The sequence below is a fragment of the Acinetobacter pollinis genome (genome assembly GCF_015627175.1).
GTDB classification, from domain to species: domain Bacteria; phylum Pseudomonadota; class Gammaproteobacteria; order Pseudomonadales; family Moraxellaceae; genus Acinetobacter; species Acinetobacter pollinis.
In genome coordinates, this window is the sequence record NZ_VTDQ01000016.1 from 1 (window position 1) to 15,767 (window position 15,767).

Here is a 15,767-nt window from a genome sequence, read left to right on the forward strand (position 1 = left end):
GCTCAAAGCATCTATTCCAAATGTACAACTTTCACAAGATGAATATGATGTTTATCTAGACTTTGTGTATCAGTTTGGCATTGGTACGTTTAATCAATCTTCTATGCGAAATTATTTACTAAAAGGTGACTATAAGCAAGCTTGTACAGCGTTATTAAAATATAAATATACGGCTGGTCGGGATTGTTCAGTCCGATCAAATAATTGCTATGGTGTCTACGTTAGACAATTTAATAGATACCAAAAATGTATAGGAATGAATCAATGACTTATTTCATTGCAATATGTAAATATTGGAAAGAGTTTATGATTTTACTTCTAATATTTTTAGTACTTGGTCTTGTTGTTATCTTAAGTCATAAAGACAATCAAATGATGTTAATTAAACAAAAGTATCCCTCTTATGTGGCAGAGCAATCGGAGCAACATCTAAAAGCACAGCTTGCTTTACAGGAAAAACAAGAAGAATACGACAATCAAATTATTATTGCAGAGAAAAACTATATGTAAGTTGCCGATTTATTTTGCACTCTTTTACATTTCATTTTGCACCGTTTTTTTACAGTTATTTTGCACTAAACCTTAAATTCTAACGATTTTTATACTTAACCTATTTAGTGCAAAATAAAGTGTCAATATCTCCATTTATATAGTTAATCTTATGGGCGAGCATAAATGGTATGTCTACCATTTAACATACCTGTTGGAAAGTCTGAATCCTTAGTGGTTTTACTCACTTCTTTAGCGTAAAAGGCTACTGAATAAACCAACGTTTCATTATTTGGTGTACTCACTGTTCTCATTTCAAAAGGTATACCTAATACGATATTACCGTCTTTATCTGTAGCTGCACGAACGACTTGTGTATTCACTGGTGTATAGTCAGCATTTGGTAAAGCTGCTGTTTGTTTGGCAACCTCAACAATCGCCCATAGCTCTTTATTGAGTTGGTCTTGAAGTTGACTGCGGTAATAAGTCGGAATATGGGTCACAGGCTTTTCAAATGTAGAAAGGCTATTTAACTCAATATACTTTTTAGTAGTATCACTATAATAGAACCATTCATAATTTGGATAAATTGCGTATCCATCATCTTGTTGAGCATCCTCAACGCCACTTTTATTTGAGAAATCTACTGTTGATGTATAACCAACTGGGGAGAAGCTTTTTGGACGATCATTTACATAGATTGAACCTTTTCCATTGCCATAGTCTTTATTCCAAACGGATAAATCATAAGCAATCTCTGCATATCCACCTTGAGGCAATTCAAAAACATATTTTAATGGTGTTTCTTTAAGGTCATATCCTGCGGCATTGTAAGTTCTAACGTTATTATCAGTCAGTTTTGTTCCATCTTGGCTAAATGTTCTGACGTAAATATTACCGTTACCTTGTGGTTGAAAATCGAAATAGAGTAAGAACTGGCCATAAGAACGCCAAGGTTTAAATGTAAAAGTGCCTGATTTACTGTTCCACCAACGGACACCGCCAACTTCAAAGTTTGTATCACCATCTAAACCGTCCCAACCATAAACACGGTTTGTATCAGCAATAGGAGTATCAGCACTTGCTGTCATAGGTAAGTTAACCCCAAAAGTACTGGCAAGTAGGTACTGTGGGTGAGGATTCTTCGCACTTTTATGTTGTTGTAAATTTGCTGAAGCATAGTCTATGGCTTGTTGTAGTGCTGCTTTGGTTGCTAAGGTCATGAGTCTATTTTCTATGGCTTCAGCAAGTGCCATCACGCTATCATTGGTTGCAATAATTTTATAAAGCTGTTCTCGGCTATTACTATCGAGTGTATAGCCATTTTTCTCAATAAGATTACAGAGCTCTTCTTGTAGGGTGTTGCACCAATCAGGGGTGAGGTAGGTGGCATCTTGGCCTGAAAGGTCGCTATTGTCATGAAAGCCTGCTTTACCTGTCCCGTTTAGATCAGGACGTGCATTCACGCTATTAATTCTTTGCATTTTAACTCTCTAATTCAATTTTTAAATAGGCAGGGAGATAGTGTTCGGCAATACAACTTAGATCAGTATTGGCATTGAGCTTTAACTTCACCTTGTAGCGCAGTTGTTCGGTATTTACGGACAGATTGCATGGCGTTGTGCACTGTATTGGTTTGTAAGTCGTAATTTTGAGGAGGGTTAATCCAAATAGTGTCAAGATGGTTTTTAAGTAGCTCAAGTTAAAAACATTTTGGGTTTCTTTAATCCAAGAAAGTATATTTAAACGTTCCTCTATATTTGGTGTGGTAATAGCATTACATTTAAGGGGTAAACCAAACTCTGCTTCGTATTCACTGATTAATTCCACAGGAATAGATGACAACGTATTCAGGAGACGCTTTGCATCAAGATCGCATTGTGCAAGTGCTTTTGCATGTACCAAAATGTCTGCTGCAATCGTGGTATTGGGTGCTGTGTCATAGCCACCAGTCGGTAAGAGTTGGCGTAGTACCGTGGCGTATAAGCGAGTAGTTTCTTCTATCGTCATCATGTTTGTTTCACTACAATATTACCTGCACGTAACCATTCAACATGCATCCAATTGACTTCAGCAACAATATTACTGTTCTGCGATAACACGACATCACTTACATTATCTAATGCCATGATACGGCTGATTAACGTTGAAACTTGGAGGGTCTGAGCAGGTTCAAGTTCATTGAAGTAGCTTTTTATGGTTTCTTCTACATCGGTTAAGTTGGCAGATATTCCTGTAATAGTGGCGACTAAATCGACTTTACGTTCTGTTGGTGCAAAAGCACGACAATCTGCCCAAAAGCCTGCATAGTCATCTAAAACAGCTTGTGCTGTATCTAAAAGAGATTTAGAGGGGAGAGCCTTTCCACTGGCGGTGATAGCAACATCTAAAGAACCAAGCCCTCGACGTTTAGGGTAAACGTAAATGTATTCAACCCCTGAAATTGTATGCATTACAGATACAATATCGGCTTTACGATCCCGATTAAAACCGAGTTGCTTGCGTTCAAGTAGACGTGTACGCCAGTCTTCTAGTGCTTCGCTATCTGCACCACCAGTTAAATTATTGACAGTTGCTGTACCATCAAGACCTGCTAAAGGGCTAACCCAAAGCAATGATGTGCCTGTAAAATTCCAACTTGCACCAACTTGATCAGCAGTAATATTAACGATCGTCTTTTGCCCAGAAATTAAATAAGTATCATTGATAACATGCCAGTAATAGCCATTGCCATCCGTCAGTTTTGTGCCTGACTTAATTGTTAAGTCGACGTTAGATTGAGCTGTAACTGATCCTGTGGTCGTACTTCCACCTAAACGAGGAAGATTGAGTTCTTCAGCATGAATATATAAGTAAGGCTCATCTGCGGTACTAATAAAAAGCTGGCGTTGTATGTAGGTTTGATGGTGATATAAGCCTTCAACAACTGAGGCTGTACCATCGGCACGGATACCTGCATCAGAGTCATCTGAAGCAGTAATTCCTGTTGTATTACGATATTCTTGAAGAATGCTTTTGCGTATTTGTTCAAAGCTTTTAATGGAGTAAGCCATCTTATCCTCCGACTGCAACAAAGTAAGGAATTGTTTGTTTTTGTCCTGTGAGACGTGTGACCTCAATACTTAAATCAACACGACTTTGTACAGTTTGTGATGCACTCACGACGATGTCTGATAAGCGATCAGGGATAAGATCATCCAATGCTTCTGCTGCATATTGTTCTATCAGTTGCAACATGCGTGGTACATCTTTTGAGCGCTTTAATTTGTAGAACTGACTGCCTAAATCGGGATTAGCCCAATATTTTGCACGGTGAATATTTAAGCGCTGACAGATACAAATGACATCATCTTGTGTGAATGTCGCATCAAGTGAAGTCAAGATGTAGTCTTTGGTTTCTAGATTAATATTCGCCATGCGTTATCCTTCCATTTTTTGGTTAGGTGAAGGGGAGTTACCATGATTATGGCCGTTATAAACTTCTCTAATTTGTTGCATCGTTCCTGTTTTATCTTTGACTTGACCATCGACAAATAAGTCACCTTTGATGTGTGTGCCATCTTTTTTAAGCCAGACAGAATGTCCAAATTGGTCATAAATACAGGTTTCGCCTGATGCAACATCCACAGTGATTGCACCACCTTTAGTGGCGATCACCACGGAACGTGAGGTCTTGCCTTGTAGGGGTAACAGCACTACCTTTGCATCTTTAGGTATATGTGAGCTAAAGCCGATTTGCTGATAATTTTCAATTTCTTGTAAAACTTCATCGGCAAAGCCTTTAAGCTGTAATGCGCTTGATCCCGCACGGGCAACGATACCTAAAAAGCTTTGACGGACTTGAGTTTTCGCTTTGCCAATTTGATGGCGAACTGTATGAATCATTGGGCTTGTCTTCGGTGATGTTTGTGGTGACGATTACGCTTTTTATGCGTTTTGTTTTTCTCAGCAATCGGTTGTACCCAGTCACCTTGTCTTTTGAGTTTGAGTTCAGTGGTTTGTCCATTGCTGCGGGATAGGTGTAATGTACGTCCCATCACTGCCCATTTCGCAGTTGCCCGACTGAGTACGTCACTTCTTAGATTGAGATACCAACCTGCTGACCAGACTTTTTCATCAACTGTCCAACCTGCAACCGTTACTTTTAGGTTATATGCTTCAAGGTTGTTATCACCGATGATCTTTTTAAGTGCCACATCTGCTTCAGCTTTTGTATCAATATCACCGAGTGAAACAATTTTTAGGCGATTAAATGGGTAAGGTGTTTTTGTCAGAGTCTCAGCCAAAATGTGATTTGCATTGCTGTCTTGACTAAGTATTTTTATTTGGCTGAAAACATCAGATACATCCTCATCATATTGGGCATCAAGGACATTGTTTTGATTACCATCAAACATAAGCTGTAAAGATGTTTGAACATAGTATGGTCGTTCAAAGGGGTTACCAATTTGAAGTGTGCCATCTGCATCTAGCCAAATTGTTTGACCTGTGGCTGAAGCGGCTTTCGTTAATGCATCCCAAAGTGATTCGCTTGGCTCAACAGATATTTTACTTTTTAAGGTATTGTCATCATGGATGATAATTTTGGGAAATAGCTGACTAAGATTGCCCTTTTTAATGTATTGGTTGATGAGTTCTTCAAGACTGATTTGTCGACCATTAAATATAGGAACAGAGCAGTTAATCAACTGCCCAACCAAGTCACGTCCTGAAATCTGTAAACCGCGTCCATGTCTTGTGATTGCTTCAGATAAGCGATCAACAATGCCTGTCATAATTAACTGATTGTCGTAGTACAACTGAGCTTGTTGACCTGCGCTGATACTGTTAGGCAGTTGATCATAAACAGGATTAAATAATGTGACACTAAAACTGTCGGCAGGAATATCAATGGCATTATCTACAGTTGCCTCGTCCCAACCCGATAGCTCGTATCCTCCAATCATTAAGCGAATACTTTTATTTTGATTATCTTGCATAAACGTTTAACTCCATTCCTTTTAAAAGAAGTGCAGGGTTGTTTAAGCGTGGGTTAAGACGTTGAATTTCATTTGCACGGGTATAGTCACCATACAATTGATGTGCAAGCCAATGCAGGGTACATGGCAACGTAATGGTCGTTGTTGTAAGCGGAGGGCGTTGCTCAATGAGTTCTTGTATTTGCAGGTGTATCTCATCTGCAAGGTTTTTATAAACTTGAATCTGTTGTGTGTTAATAAGCGTTAGACTTGCCGTTGTACGTCGTTCTTCATTAATGGCTTGTTGTATTGCTTTACGTACAGACTGACGCACTAATGCGAGTTCTAACGGGGTGAAACTACTTGTTGTTTGGTTATGACTGAGTTCGGTGCGTGTTTGTTGAATAATGGTTTGAGCAAGTGAAACATGACTTGAAATAACACAGGCACGCCATGCTTGTTGTAACGTTGTTTTTTCATCATTTTCAAACAGTGTGCTAAAGCGAGTAATACGTTTAGATAAGTCTCTCCATTTTGTGAGTGCTGAAATATTCGTATCAAAGGTAAGTAATTGTCCTAAATCATCTACAAATGCCGTGATATAGCTTGGTGGGGAGAGCATATCGTCTATATTTTGTTTGGCAAGGTTGAGGTAAGTACGAGCAGTATTTATACCTGTACGAATACGATTTACGATATGGAAAAGGTGATCAGAATCTTCATTGTTGAGTTGAGCAAGCTCACTTTGTAATGCTGTGGCAGGTGCTGCAATAATGCTTTTTGTATCTGTAATATTCTGATTAACGGTAACTGGCGTAAAAAAGTTTTGTTGCTCTTTACCGACAATAAATTCAATGTTGATTGTGCATGCATCAACATTATCCGCTTCATGATCAATACTGTAATTTGCGACACTGGCATTGCACATGCCATAAATAGGGTGAATTAGTACACCGCTACCACGGCTATTGAGTGCATCAATCAGTTGATCTGAGTCCGCTTTGTATGTATTGCCTGTAAAGATTGCATTGATTGAAATTTTACGAGGGTCTTTGCCTACGTCCTCAATGCTCGCTTCGTCAGAAAAAGGAGCTTGATGTATTGCTTGAGCTTTTGAAACAGCATCTTTAATTGTACTGCACTCAAAATAAATGCCTCTAAAGCTTGCATCTTGTAACTCGTTTTTCCATGACATTGCAATAGACCTTAACCATAATAAGGTCTATTGTGCGATGGTCTATCGTTTATCGGAGCGGGAAAATATTCCGATTATTTTAAGGCAAGTGGGGCAATTGCTCCGTACCTCTGCTCTTGTTGAGTGGCATGAGATGAAATGCTTTGTGCAAGAGAGCTTAACGGTTGAGGAGCAGGAAAGTTCGGCAATATGGGTTTATTATTTACAATAGTTTGAGCAAGCATTGAAAAACCCTGATTTATTGAGTTAGTTTGCTTTTGTTGTTCTGCAATCATTTGCTCATATTTCGCTTGGCCTTCTAAAGCATCTTTGGCTTCTTGATTACCAAAAAAAGCCAATGCCTGTGTGATTTTTTCACCGCCCCAGTTATCAAATTTCTGACCTGTTTCAGTAGTCATGTACATATTGCGAGAGACTGTGCCGACACCGTAGCCCAAGGCACCAGCGATGGCGACTTGGCCTGCTGCAGAACCGATCACTGCACCTGTACCCGTTGCAATTGCACTACCACCACGCATGACAGCACCACCTAAGCTACCTTTGCCTCCTAATGCTCCACCAAGAACAGCACCACCACCTGCGGCTGCCAGTACAGATAAAGCACCTGTGGCTGCAATGGCTGATGCTGTTAGTGCTTCGTTAGAGCGCATGGTACTAACAAGTCCTTTTTCAAAATTACCTAAAGCACTATTTACAGTTTCATAGATTTTAATCTGAGCGAGTATTTTTTCTTGTTCTACAGCTTCGCTTTGAGCAAACTCATTGTCGCCTTTAATATCGGCAAGGCTTGCTGTCGCGCCTTCTTTATTCCATGACTTATCATAAATGTCTTTATAGTCGCCATTTTTTACACCTGTGATGATGGCCGATATACCTGCTAAAGATTGTTTATTATGAAAAATATCCCCAAATTCACCCGATGTAACTAATTCTATAGCTTGTTTTGTACGGCTAATTTCCTCTTGGTTCTTACTTTTTATAGCAGTAGCAAGGCGAGCATTTAACTTTTGATATTGTGGGTTTTTAGAAAGCTGTCTATCCATGAGCATCGCAACGGATGTAATGGTATCAACACCTTTGATTTGGTTGTTTGCTAGATAAGTTGTTAAATCAAAAACACGTTTATTCTTTTTTCCAAGTTTGGTCGGATCGCCTTTTTCAACATGGATATTTTTAGCAATCGCATCTTTAAAGTGCTTTTGGTTGACTAGGCCATAGAGGTCATCAATATTCGTTGCGGCTTCACCTGGTGTACCTGTATATTTTCTAGCAAGCTGTAGGTGAGTAGTTACATCATTTAAACCACGTTCCCCTGTGTAGCCTGCACGACTTGCACTGGCTAAGAGTACAGGTAAGAACTGTGACATATCTTTTAACTCAAAGCCACCTGCTTGTCCTGAGCCAATCATACGGTCGAAAGCCACTTGTGTTCGATCTACGCCAACCCCAAATTGTTTGACCTGTTGAGCAAGTTTAGCCATATCTGTTTCATCAGCACCACTTGCAAATGATGATTTTGCAATGGCTTGTAAAGGTGCTTTTAAGTCAGAAACTTTTTCATAAATTCCTGATGCTGCTAAAATCCCTGCGGCTTGTGATGTACCTTCAACAGTACCATGTCCTTGACGTACAGCATCTTTTGCATACCCCATAAGTTGTTCGTTTTGGGCTTTTGCTTCTTGCTTAGACATTCCATTAAAGCCATTGGTTATACTTGCTGTTGCATCAAAAATGACTTTGGAAAAGTTGCGACCACGTTCAAGTGGAGTCGCTGCGACTGCCTTTGCTGCCATATATCCACCTGTAACACCGCCGACAACTGCACCGCCTTTTTGCCACAGGGAAGCTGTTTCTTTACTGGCCTTTTGGGTACGTTGGCTTGACTGTTCAACTTGCTTCATCCAGTTTGCCATCTGTTTGGCAGAACCTTCTTGCTGTTTGAGTAGTTGGCTTTGTAATTTGGTTTGAATAGACTGCTGACGTAAAACACCTTCAAGCATTCTGTTAGTGCGTAGTAGTTGATCTCCTGCACGCGCTGTATTTATTGTGGCTTCTGTACCTGCTTTTGCAGTATTTACAAACTTTGCTTGAGCGCTATTTACTTGCGTCCATTGCTGATTGAGTTTGGTCGTCGATTGAACCTGATAATCAGATATCCGCTTTAATTCAGTGCCCGCATTACCTTTAATTTGAAGCGTCAATGAAACGGTCGTATTTTTACTCATTTGTTAGAATGCCTGCGTTTTGTCGAAACATAGGTTGTGCCATGAGTTTTAAATGGCTTAGATGTAGAAGGCTTTACATCGGTAGAGGTTTTTTTAGATGGGATTTGATGAGTATTGTCTAGCCGCTCATCGTTTAACAGCGCGATTGCTAAATCAAGCGGCATATTTGCCGCTTGATCAAAAGGAACTCCGATCTGCATCAATGCTCGGATGACTTTTGCTCTGACGTTGTATGCTCGGCTTGTTCCTTTGCATCTAACTTTTCTTTCAAATGATTTAAGTAATCTAAGTTTGTGCGAGAGGAGTGACCAAGCATGTCATAAGTAACGTCATACTCAGTCCCATCTTCAGCAATCAGTTTGGTCATTGCAGACAGGTCAGCAATAGCAATAAATTGACCTGCTTGAACTGATGCTTGGGATTGCAAGTATTCAATTGCAGTCATTTGTCGCATAACGACTTTCTTACTTTTAACTTCGGTTTGACCCACTAGCTTTTTGATCGCAACGGGTAGAGTGCCTTTAATTTCCATTTTTAACTCGCAGATTCGTCTAAATCGTCTAATGCAAACATGGTTAAATCACGACGTGTCTCACCATCGACTGAGTATGCATCGCTGACTGTTTGGGTTGTGCAATCGATATAAGTTTTACGGTAGTTGCCTGTTACAGACTCTAGGCTAATACGTGCATCTTCAATATCAGCCCATGCCACAGTATCTTTACCATCGGGAATAACGACAGAAACATCTAATGTGTAGGTCTTAATCCCATTGGCTTTATATTTGACCTTCCCAGTACGGTTCATGGTCTTAATGGGTTTTTTACCCGTATCTATTTTTGGAGTACATGTTGCACAGTCATATTCTTGACCGTTTACGCTCATGACAATAATTCCGACTGCATCTTCAGCCATGTGAAATCTCTTTGATTAAGATGATCTAAGCCTAAATTAAGTTTTATGTAGGTGAAGTGGGAAAATATTCCACAAAAAAAGACCACCGATGGTAGTCCTTTTATAGAGAAGAGTATGAACTATAAGCTACATGAAAGCGTTAGCGTATAGCTTTGTATTGTATTGTTTTGACAGTCACTACTTTGTGTTGCTTGTAATGATACTTGAGTATTGACGGGTTTATTTGTACCTACACTTTGACAAGCGCTTAGCATAAATAGACTCGTTAAAATTAAGAAATATCGCATGTTTAATACACATCAATAGTCGTATCAATCACATGCATACCACGTACCCAGTTAGAAGGAATACGTGCATCAACACGGTAGCGATCGGTTGTATTTTCGGTAACAGTCAGTTGATCTGCGGTGGCTTCAACATTTTGCAAAATTTCCGCTTTATCGAGTTTAATTGCTTCGGTTAAAAAAATCGAGCGTAGGTTACGACGTTGTGCAGCAGTATTTTTACGACGACGTTGTTTTGATGCAGCAGCACGCATAACTTTACGTACATAGTCGATGGTTAAAGCCCCATTAATATCAAGCATGATGTCATCGTCTAAACCACTATCAGGATTGGTGCGATAAGTTGAAACTGCACGAACAATTTCTGGGATACCATCTGCTCCTGTTTGGATCATACAGACACCTGCATTAAGTGCTCGTTCCATACGTCCAAAAGTGAGCTTGTACTCATCAGAAACGGCTGTAACACCACCTAAATTTACGCCATTAAATGGCAGCGCAGGGTCTTGTGAGTCTGCAAGAGCAGCAGCCATTGCCCCTGCAATTTCAGGTTCTTGATCTACTGCACCGTGATAGCAAACAGCGACTATCCGATAGCTTGTTTTTACACTGGTTTGTGCTGCAAAGATCGTTGCATCATCTACATTGGTAAATGGGACAATTAAAATAGCAGGGCGTTGCTCAACGTTATTACTCACGGTATTTAAGTGATCTACCCATACATTAATATCATCGGGTGGGGTAGACAGAGCAATAATTGTATGACCGAGTGGAGCAATGATTTCTTGAATAGACATTTTATGTATCCCCTTTAACTTTGAGGCGAGTATTACGACTTCTGAGAACACCATCTTGAACTGCTAATGAATAGGATGAGAAGTCAAACAAAAACGGGATTGATAACTCAAACTTTCCTGTTTCATCTACAACAAAGTATGCAGCGGGGTCAGGATTGTAATCAAAAATTAGATTAAGGATGCATGAAGGTTGGCATGTACCTGTGATGTGAACGGTATTACTATCATCTTTAACTAAACTTGTAATATTAGGCGCATCAGGCACACTTGTATTTGGAGAAACCTTATAGTAGATATCCGTGATCAACCCTTGCACACTCGTAATAATGTGGTAGATACCATCTTCTGCTGTCACCGTAAGGGTATTTGCTGCGATTACACCATTGACCTTCATAGCAAGCACATTGAATGTATCAATGATTCCATTCGGATGAATAACCTTTACGGCATCTTTGATATCTTGTTGTGCCCAGCAATTTAATTCTAAAGTGGTACTTTTTTGTTGAATATTAATTCGGTCAAGCTGTTTTACTATTTTTGAGGTATCATTTCCCCCGTTTGGTTCTGAGACTTTCCCAAGCAATCTACCTCCACAGTTTGATAGGTTTTAATTGCAGCTTTAAGCATCCGTCCTGCCTCTGAGTTTTGCCCAAAAACTTTATCCGCAGATGCTGTATCGTATATAGCTATAGGCGTAGATTGCACTGGACTATCATTAGTAATAAACAAAACTTTTTGAGTATTATTGAGCAATCCTGAGCGTTGGGTATTAATATTGACCTGAGTATATATACCAGGTGTTTTTATAAAACTAGTCATACGGCATCCCCATGAAGCTTCACAGGAATTTCAAATTGCTTTTTACCATTTGCCCATTCAACCAAAATAGATGCATTTCGGTAAGCATATTGTGGGAATATAATTATTTTATGAGTGTTTGCATCATATTTTAAGCCATTCAATGCATCATTTTTACTTACATCACTTACAGAAATTTTTTGATTTCCATCACTTGGTGTAATTATTAATGGAATTTCAGTTGCTGTAAGTGAATCCTGATAAATTACTGTATCGTCCGCAATAGTAATATCAGTGATTGGAATCAGATTGGTGTCTTGTTGCTTCGTATTGTTATCCTCTGTTGGTGTTGGTGTTGGTGTTGGTGTTGGTGTTGGTGTTGGTGTTGGTGTTGGTGTTGGTGTTGGTGTTGGTGTTTGATCTTTTGGATCAACCTGTATAACGCCACCTAACTTTTCTACTGCTACAAATAAAGCATTTAGTTTATTGACCATCTCTCCAGTCGCCTCATCACGGCCTGTTATACGTACAGTCATATCTAATTCAACCTCTGTTTTTAAACTCATGGTTTAACCTTTTATTTGGGTAAAGAAATAAGATCATGCTCATCTGCCACATCATCCTGTGGCTGAAAAACATAGTCCAAATTAATGCGATGGATTTCGCTTGTTGTCATTTCTTCAGTACGATCACGGTCTGAAGCTGTGATGACATATTGGGTTGTGAACTCTTGTGCAAGTACGCTAATAGACTGTTCACGTACCGCAGTGTTAAAAATCGTTTTCGTGCGTCCAAGCTTTAGGGGTGCAATCCCTGTTAAGCCTGTTATTGATAAATCATTGTTGGTAAGAAGTCGTTGTACATGGTCAAGCATCTGATATGTACCAATATCAAATGCTGTACCTTGGCGACGGGTTTCTTCATTACGTAATGAGCGTGCGCCAACGAGAACAACAAATGTGACTGGATATTCAGTCTTGTTATGACTGATTCGTTTAGGTGAACCTGAACCATCAAATGTGATCCAAATGGCAGGGAAGCTACGAATGGCTGTGGTGATGTCATCATCAAACTCACCACCATAGGTCTTAATTTCACGTACCCATGACCATTTCTTTTCTTGGATTTGCTCGGCCATCAGGTCTTTGATGGCTTGCTCAATCAGACTCAAATTCACCATGATCTATCTCCGAAATCATGCCGACCAACAGTAAATACCACATTGTTGGCTGAGCTTTTTGTAGGCATAGAATCTCCCGCAGGTGTACCACCTAAACCGATTTCACCTTTGGCAATTTTCGTCAGTGTTCTCATACAGCCATCAAATCGAATCTTAATCGGGCTGTTTTCTGATAGATTGCCTGTCTCTGCATAGTAGCGTGCAAGATTACAAGCAATATTGATCAAGAAAGGAGGGATAGGGTGCAACGGTAATGTGTAGCGACTTGCAAGATAGGCATCAACTTCACTGTTTGCTTCTTCAATCGCAGCATTCAATTTGTCGTAATTAATCTCACCTGTATAAGGTTGCTCGGTATCTGTAAGCTGTATAAGCTCATGTTCACCAAACTTTCGACGCATGACTTCTACCGTTGCATACATGGTTATTTCTCCCCAGTAGAACCTACAGCCATTTGCCACAAGCCATAACCTGCCGCACCGCGTGCTTCAGCACCGAACTTAAACTTTTTACGGTTAAATACGCTGTCACTTGAAGTATCTGTTAAAGCAACAAATACAGGCTGTTTACGAGGTTGGAAAATGATTGGTTTAATGGCTTTGCTTGCATCAAGTAAGTGCCACTCGCTATCTGTTTCAAGCCAACCTGCAACCACCACAGTGGCTGTGCCTTTATAAGGGTTTGGTTTGCCATCTTCTAAACGGTCTACCGTCATCAATACATTGGCTTCATCTTCAAGTGCAGGTGGTACAAGTAAAATATTGGGGTTTAAGTTAAGTGGTCGCCCTTCGTTGTCTTTCATGCTACGAATCATGGTACGTGCTTTACCATAACTATTGCGTGCAGCTTCTAGGCTTGATGCATCTAACTTCACATCGAGTTTATTAGAAACAAGCTTTTTGCCTTTGCCTGCACCCACTTCATGGTTCGTTGCATAGAAGCTCTTGCCGTCGTAGCAAGGTTGATGAAATCCTTGTGAAATGGCAGTAAACACCAAGTCATCTGCCCATTGTTTTGAGCTTTCACCAGCCATTTGAGCCTGCGGTTTATAGATTCCAATGTTGTCGTCTTCAATATCATTGCGGTCAATTTCAACCGTTGCCTCAAAGTCATCATTGGTAATGGTATAGGCATGTGCAGATAATTGGCTAATGACTTTATCACCAAGCCATTTGCGTAATTTTGGAAACTTTTCAATCCATGCATAACTGTTCGATTTACCATTACTTGGTACTTCCATCGCGACCAAGTTCCATTGGCTCGGTGCTGCATCAAAAGCATTATTAAAGATGGTTTTAATACTGGTGGCTAAAGCAGTAATCACCGCACTTGCATTTTTTTCATTAAAAATCATTCAATTTCTACCCATACGTAATTTGTGAAACGGCTATCAAAGCCCATAAATTTGCCTGCTAAAGCGCGTGAGCCATTGCCATCACTTTTAGCGACGGTTTGGTTGTCACTAATAAAGACCTTTACACCAAGGTCGGCTTGAGTGATGGGATCACTCGAGTCATTGCTCATGAGAAATTGTGCTTTACGCTGTACTTGTGCAATCGCATCACCATCTGCACCTGTGTTTTGTGCTGAGTTATCCCAAATACCTAAACAAATTTGATCTGCACCACCAATATTTTGGCTATCTAAGGCAAGACCTGATTTATCGACTACAGCAAACGTGCCTTGTAATACAGTCGCGCCCGCTTTAAGTGGTACAGGCATGAGTCGCCCTGCACGTTGTTCCGTTACAATTGCAACATCGGTTTTACTCATGTCACAGCTCCTAAGTCTTTCGCGCTTAAGCCCAATTGCGATGCCACATTTAAAGTAAGGTCATCATGTTGTGCAGGGCGTTGGTTGTTGTCAGCTAAGTTGAGTGTCTGGGTTTGACGTTGGTTGAGTGCCGCGATTTTTGGAATGCTATCTAAATGTGCTTTAAGACCATCAGGGTCTTTTTCCCCAAATGCTTTCGCCCATTGAATTGTTGCTTCACCTGTTAAACGTCCATCGCTACATGCAGCTGTAATGAGTTGCTCAATTTCATGTTTTTGATGATTGGCTGACACTTGTACTGATTGTTGAACGGCTTGTTGATATACAGCCATCGGTACATATTCGGCAGGGTTGGGGCTTTGGTTATTTGCTGCGACTTTTGTGGTGAGTGCTTGAACGGCATCAAAGAGGTTTTGTGCATTTTCAGCAATCTGAATATCTGTACCATCTTCAATACGTGTAATCAGTTTATTGAGTTCCGCCAAAATATCATTTGCATCGGCAGAAATAGGCAGATTTAACATCCAACGCAAGCGTTCGAGTAATTCGTCCATATCATTGTCCTGTGAGGTTTGAGTAAGGAAGTCTTGAGCGGCTGCTGCAAGTTTTGCTTCAGGAAGTTGGTCAAGATTTGGGGTATTTGTTAAAGCAACATGGAGTAGGGCAAGCACATTGCCGTTGCTGTCATATAGAAAAACAGGTGATATATATTTATATTCTTTGGCTTCGATATAGCTTTGTGCTTTATCTGTCCATTCAAATGCATTGCTACATATTCCAACGCCTTCTACATAGATAAAGCCATTTGGCTTTAACCATCCCGCAGCAGGTGCAGGTTCATTGTCTTCTTGGATACGTAAGGTAGAATGTTCATAATCTATGACCATGTCGATCTGACGTTTATTCAACTCAGCAACAATGGCACGACCACGCTCAGGGGTGAGTTCCCAGTGTGGGGCATCTGTAGGGCGACCATCTATGCCACGAAATATCCCTTCAGGAATAATCACAAAGTGGTCGGTTGATGCCGTAATGTCGAATGAGCAAGCTGCTGCAAGTGGTTTCTTTTTCATACTTGCAGTATTCATGACAAATGAACTTTAAAAAGCGGGAAAACCTTCCGAATTGGTTTTTGCGTTCTAAGGCGTTTTAA

The 15,767-nt window shown here is 40.2% G+C and carries 22 protein-coding genes; 2 read left to right on the forward strand and 20 right to left on the reverse strand.

The features are described from left to right. Together I2F23_RS07620 and I2F23_RS07625 are read left to right on the forward strand one after the other, a co-directional pair. On the forward strand, positions 1-268 hold a 268-nt coding region (locus I2F23_RS07620; RefSeq protein WP_195772000.1), incomplete at its 5' end, for a glycoside hydrolase family protein. Positions 269-306: 38 nt separating this feature from the next. After that, entirely contained in the window at positions 307-510 is a 204-nt protein-coding gene (locus tag I2F23_RS07625; protein ID WP_195772001.1) for a hypothetical protein, read from the forward strand. 149 nt (positions 511-659) lie between these two features. On the opposite strand, the gene I2F23_RS07630 is transcribed toward I2F23_RS07625, so the two are convergent. From I2F23_RS07630 to I2F23_RS07720, 20 genes are all read right to left on the reverse strand, one after another. After that, positions 660-1,973 carry a hypothetical protein gene (locus I2F23_RS07630; RefSeq protein WP_195772002.1) on the reverse strand — a complete coding sequence of 438 codons (1,314 nt, stop codon included), beginning with the start codon at positions 1,971-1,973 and terminating at the stop codon, positions 660-662. A 1-nt stretch (position 1,974) separates the two neighbouring features. Then, entirely contained in the window at positions 1,975-2,499 is a 525-nt protein-coding gene (locus I2F23_RS07635; RefSeq protein WP_195772062.1) for a hypothetical protein, read from the reverse strand. After that, on the reverse strand, positions 2,499-3,542 hold the full coding sequence (locus tag I2F23_RS07640) for a baseplate J/gp47 family protein (protein WP_195772003.1): 1,044 nt from the start codon (positions 3,540-3,542) through the stop codon (positions 2,499-2,501). Before I2F23_RS07640 ends, I2F23_RS07635 begins: the two co-directional genes overlap by 1 nt. 1 nt (position 3,543) lies before the next feature. After that, positions 3,544-3,906, reverse strand: coding sequence for a phage GP46 family protein (locus I2F23_RS07645; protein WP_195772004.1), 363 nt, complete (start codon positions 3,904-3,906; stop codon positions 3,544-3,546). Positions 3,907-3,909: 3 nt separating this feature from the next. Continuing rightward, positions 3,910-4,374, reverse strand: a complete 465-nt coding sequence (locus I2F23_RS07650) for a phage baseplate assembly protein domain-containing protein (RefSeq protein ID WP_195772005.1) — start codon at positions 4,372-4,374, stop codon at positions 3,910-3,912. Then, complete coding sequence (locus I2F23_RS07655) at positions 4,371-5,468, reverse strand: phage baseplate assembly protein (RefSeq protein ID WP_195772006.1); 1,098 nt, start codon at positions 5,466-5,468, stop codon at positions 4,371-4,373. The genes I2F23_RS07650 and I2F23_RS07655 overlap by 4 nt, the downstream gene beginning before the upstream one ends. Next, a complete protein-coding gene (locus I2F23_RS07660) occupies positions 5,458-6,642 on the reverse strand; it encodes a DNA circularization N-terminal domain-containing protein (RefSeq protein WP_195772007.1) in 1,185 nt (394 codons plus the stop codon). Before I2F23_RS07660 ends, I2F23_RS07655 begins: the two co-directional genes overlap by 11 nt. Positions 6,643-6,716: 74 nt before the next feature. Further along, positions 6,717-8,867, reverse strand: a complete 2,151-nt coding sequence (locus I2F23_RS07665) for a phage tail tape measure protein (RefSeq protein WP_195772008.1) — start codon at positions 8,865-8,867, stop codon at positions 6,717-6,719. 199 nt (positions 8,868-9,066) lie between these two features. After that, a complete protein-coding gene (locus I2F23_RS07670) occupies positions 9,067-9,399 on the reverse strand; it encodes a hypothetical protein (protein ID WP_195772009.1) in 333 nt (110 codons plus the stop codon). Between the two features lie 2 nt (positions 9,400-9,401). Beyond that, positions 9,402-9,782 carry a hypothetical protein gene (locus I2F23_RS07675; protein ID WP_195772010.1) on the reverse strand — a complete coding sequence of 127 codons (381 nt, stop codon included), beginning with the start codon at positions 9,780-9,782 and terminating at the stop codon, positions 9,402-9,404. Positions 9,783-9,901: 119 nt separating this feature from the next. Next, positions 9,902-10,036 (reverse strand): hypothetical protein, encoded by a 135-nt coding sequence (locus tag I2F23_RS13995; RefSeq protein WP_266096415.1) that lies wholly within the window; start codon positions 10,034-10,036, stop codon positions 9,902-9,904. Positions 10,037-10,071: 35 nt separating this feature from the next. Further along, positions 10,072-10,863, reverse strand: a complete 792-nt coding sequence (locus tag I2F23_RS07680; RefSeq protein ID WP_195772011.1) for a phage tail sheath C-terminal domain-containing protein — start codon at positions 10,861-10,863, stop codon at positions 10,072-10,074. A gap of 1 nt (position 10,864) precedes the next feature. Further along, the gene (locus I2F23_RS07685; protein ID WP_195772012.1) at positions 10,865-11,446 is read right to left on the reverse strand and encodes a hypothetical protein; all 582 of its coding nucleotides are present in this window, start codon (positions 11,444-11,446) and stop codon (positions 10,865-10,867) included. Further along, the gene (locus I2F23_RS07690; RefSeq protein WP_195772013.1) at positions 11,395-11,682 is read right to left on the reverse strand and encodes a hypothetical protein; all 288 of its coding nucleotides are present in this window, start codon (positions 11,680-11,682) and stop codon (positions 11,395-11,397) included. Before I2F23_RS07690 ends, I2F23_RS07685 begins: the two co-directional genes overlap by 52 nt. Then, positions 11,679-12,227 (reverse strand): hypothetical protein, encoded by a 549-nt coding sequence (locus I2F23_RS07695; RefSeq protein WP_195772014.1) that lies wholly within the window; start codon positions 12,225-12,227, stop codon positions 11,679-11,681. The genes I2F23_RS07690 and I2F23_RS07695 overlap by 4 nt, the downstream gene beginning before the upstream one ends. Positions 12,228-12,238: 11 nt before the next feature. Further along, the gene (locus I2F23_RS07700) at positions 12,239-12,841 is read right to left on the reverse strand and encodes a phage protein Gp37 (protein ID WP_195772015.1); all 603 of its coding nucleotides are present in this window, start codon (positions 12,839-12,841) and stop codon (positions 12,239-12,241) included. Next, a complete protein-coding gene (locus I2F23_RS07705; RefSeq protein WP_195772016.1) occupies positions 12,835-13,263 on the reverse strand; it encodes a gp436 family protein in 429 nt (142 codons plus the stop codon). The genes I2F23_RS07700 and I2F23_RS07705 overlap by 7 nt, the downstream gene beginning before the upstream one ends. Before the next feature lie 2 nt (positions 13,264-13,265). Next, positions 13,266-14,195, reverse strand: a complete 930-nt coding sequence (locus I2F23_RS07710; RefSeq protein WP_195772017.1) for a Mu-like prophage major head subunit gpT family protein — start codon at positions 14,193-14,195, stop codon at positions 13,266-13,268. Continuing rightward, positions 14,192-14,614, reverse strand: coding sequence for a hypothetical protein (locus I2F23_RS07715; RefSeq protein WP_195772018.1), 423 nt, complete (start codon positions 14,612-14,614; stop codon positions 14,192-14,194). Before I2F23_RS07715 ends, I2F23_RS07710 begins: the two co-directional genes overlap by 4 nt. Then, positions 14,611-15,687, reverse strand: coding sequence for a phage protease (locus I2F23_RS07720; RefSeq protein ID WP_195772063.1), 1,077 nt, complete (start codon positions 15,685-15,687; stop codon positions 14,611-14,613). The genes I2F23_RS07715 and I2F23_RS07720 overlap by 4 nt, the downstream gene beginning before the upstream one ends. Positions 15,688-15,767 lie beyond the last annotated feature (80 nt).

Coding starts and splice junctions, on each gene's coding strand:
- I2F23_RS07710 (WP_195772017.1), bottom strand. CDS start 14,195: ATGATTTTTAATGAAAAAAATGCAAGTGCGGTGATTACTGCTTTAGCC.
- I2F23_RS07630 (WP_195772002.1), bottom strand. CDS start 1,973: ATGCAAAGAATTAATAGCGTGAATGCACGTCCTGATCTAAACGGGACA.
- I2F23_RS07715 (WP_195772018.1), bottom strand. CDS start 14,614: ATGAGTAAAACCGATGTTGCAATTGTAACGGAACAACGTGCAGGGCGA.
- I2F23_RS07660 (WP_195772007.1), bottom strand. CDS start 6,642: ATGTCATGGAAAAACGAGTTACAAGATGCAAGCTTTAGAGGCATTTAT.
- I2F23_RS07675 (WP_195772010.1), bottom strand. CDS start 9,782: ATGGCTGAAGATGCAGTCGGAATTATTGTCATGAGCGTAAACGGTCAA.
- I2F23_RS07700 (WP_195772015.1), bottom strand. CDS start 12,841: ATGGTGAATTTGAGTCTGATTGAGCAAGCCATCAAAGACCTGATGGCC.
- I2F23_RS07670 (WP_195772009.1), bottom strand. CDS start 9,399: ATGGAAATTAAAGGCACTCTACCCGTTGCGATCAAAAAGCTAGTGGGT.
- I2F23_RS07645 (WP_195772004.1), bottom strand. CDS start 3,906: ATGGCGAATATTAATCTAGAAACCAAAGACTACATCTTGACTTCACTT.
- I2F23_RS07650 (WP_195772005.1), bottom strand. CDS start 4,374: ATGATTCATACAGTTCGCCATCAAATTGGCAAAGCGAAAACTCAAGTC.
- I2F23_RS07655 (WP_195772006.1), bottom strand. CDS start 5,468: ATGCAAGATAATCAAAATAAAAGTATTCGCTTAATGATTGGAGGATAC.
- I2F23_RS07690 (WP_195772013.1), bottom strand. CDS start 11,682: ATGACTAGTTTTATAAAAACACCTGGTATATATACTCAGGTCAATATT.
- I2F23_RS13995 (WP_266096415.1), bottom strand. CDS start 10,036: ATGCTAAGCGCTTGTCAAAGTGTAGGTACAAATAAACCCGTCAATACT.
- I2F23_RS07720 (WP_195772063.1), bottom strand. CDS start 15,687: ATGAAAAAGAAACCACTTGCAGCAGCTTGCTCATTCGACATTACGGCA.
- I2F23_RS07635 (WP_195772062.1), bottom strand. CDS start 2,499: ATGACGATAGAAGAAACTACTCGCTTATACGCCACGGTACTACGCCAA.
- I2F23_RS07680 (WP_195772011.1), bottom strand. CDS start 10,863: ATGTCTATTCAAGAAATCATTGCTCCACTCGGTCATACAATTATTGCT.
- I2F23_RS07640 (WP_195772003.1), bottom strand. CDS start 3,542: ATGGCTTACTCCATTAAAAGCTTTGAACAAATACGCAAAAGCATTCTT.
- I2F23_RS07665 (WP_195772008.1), bottom strand. CDS start 8,867: ATGAGTAAAAATACGACCGTTTCATTGACGCTTCAAATTAAAGGTAAT.
- I2F23_RS07705 (WP_195772016.1), bottom strand. CDS start 13,263: ATGTATGCAACGGTAGAAGTCATGCGTCGAAAGTTTGGTGAACATGAG.
- I2F23_RS07695 (WP_195772014.1), bottom strand. CDS start 12,227: ATGAGTTTAAAAACAGAGGTTGAATTAGATATGACTGTACGTATAACA.
- I2F23_RS07625 (WP_195772001.1), top strand. CDS start 307: ATGATTTTACTTCTAATATTTTTAGTACTTGGTCTTGTTGTTATCTTA.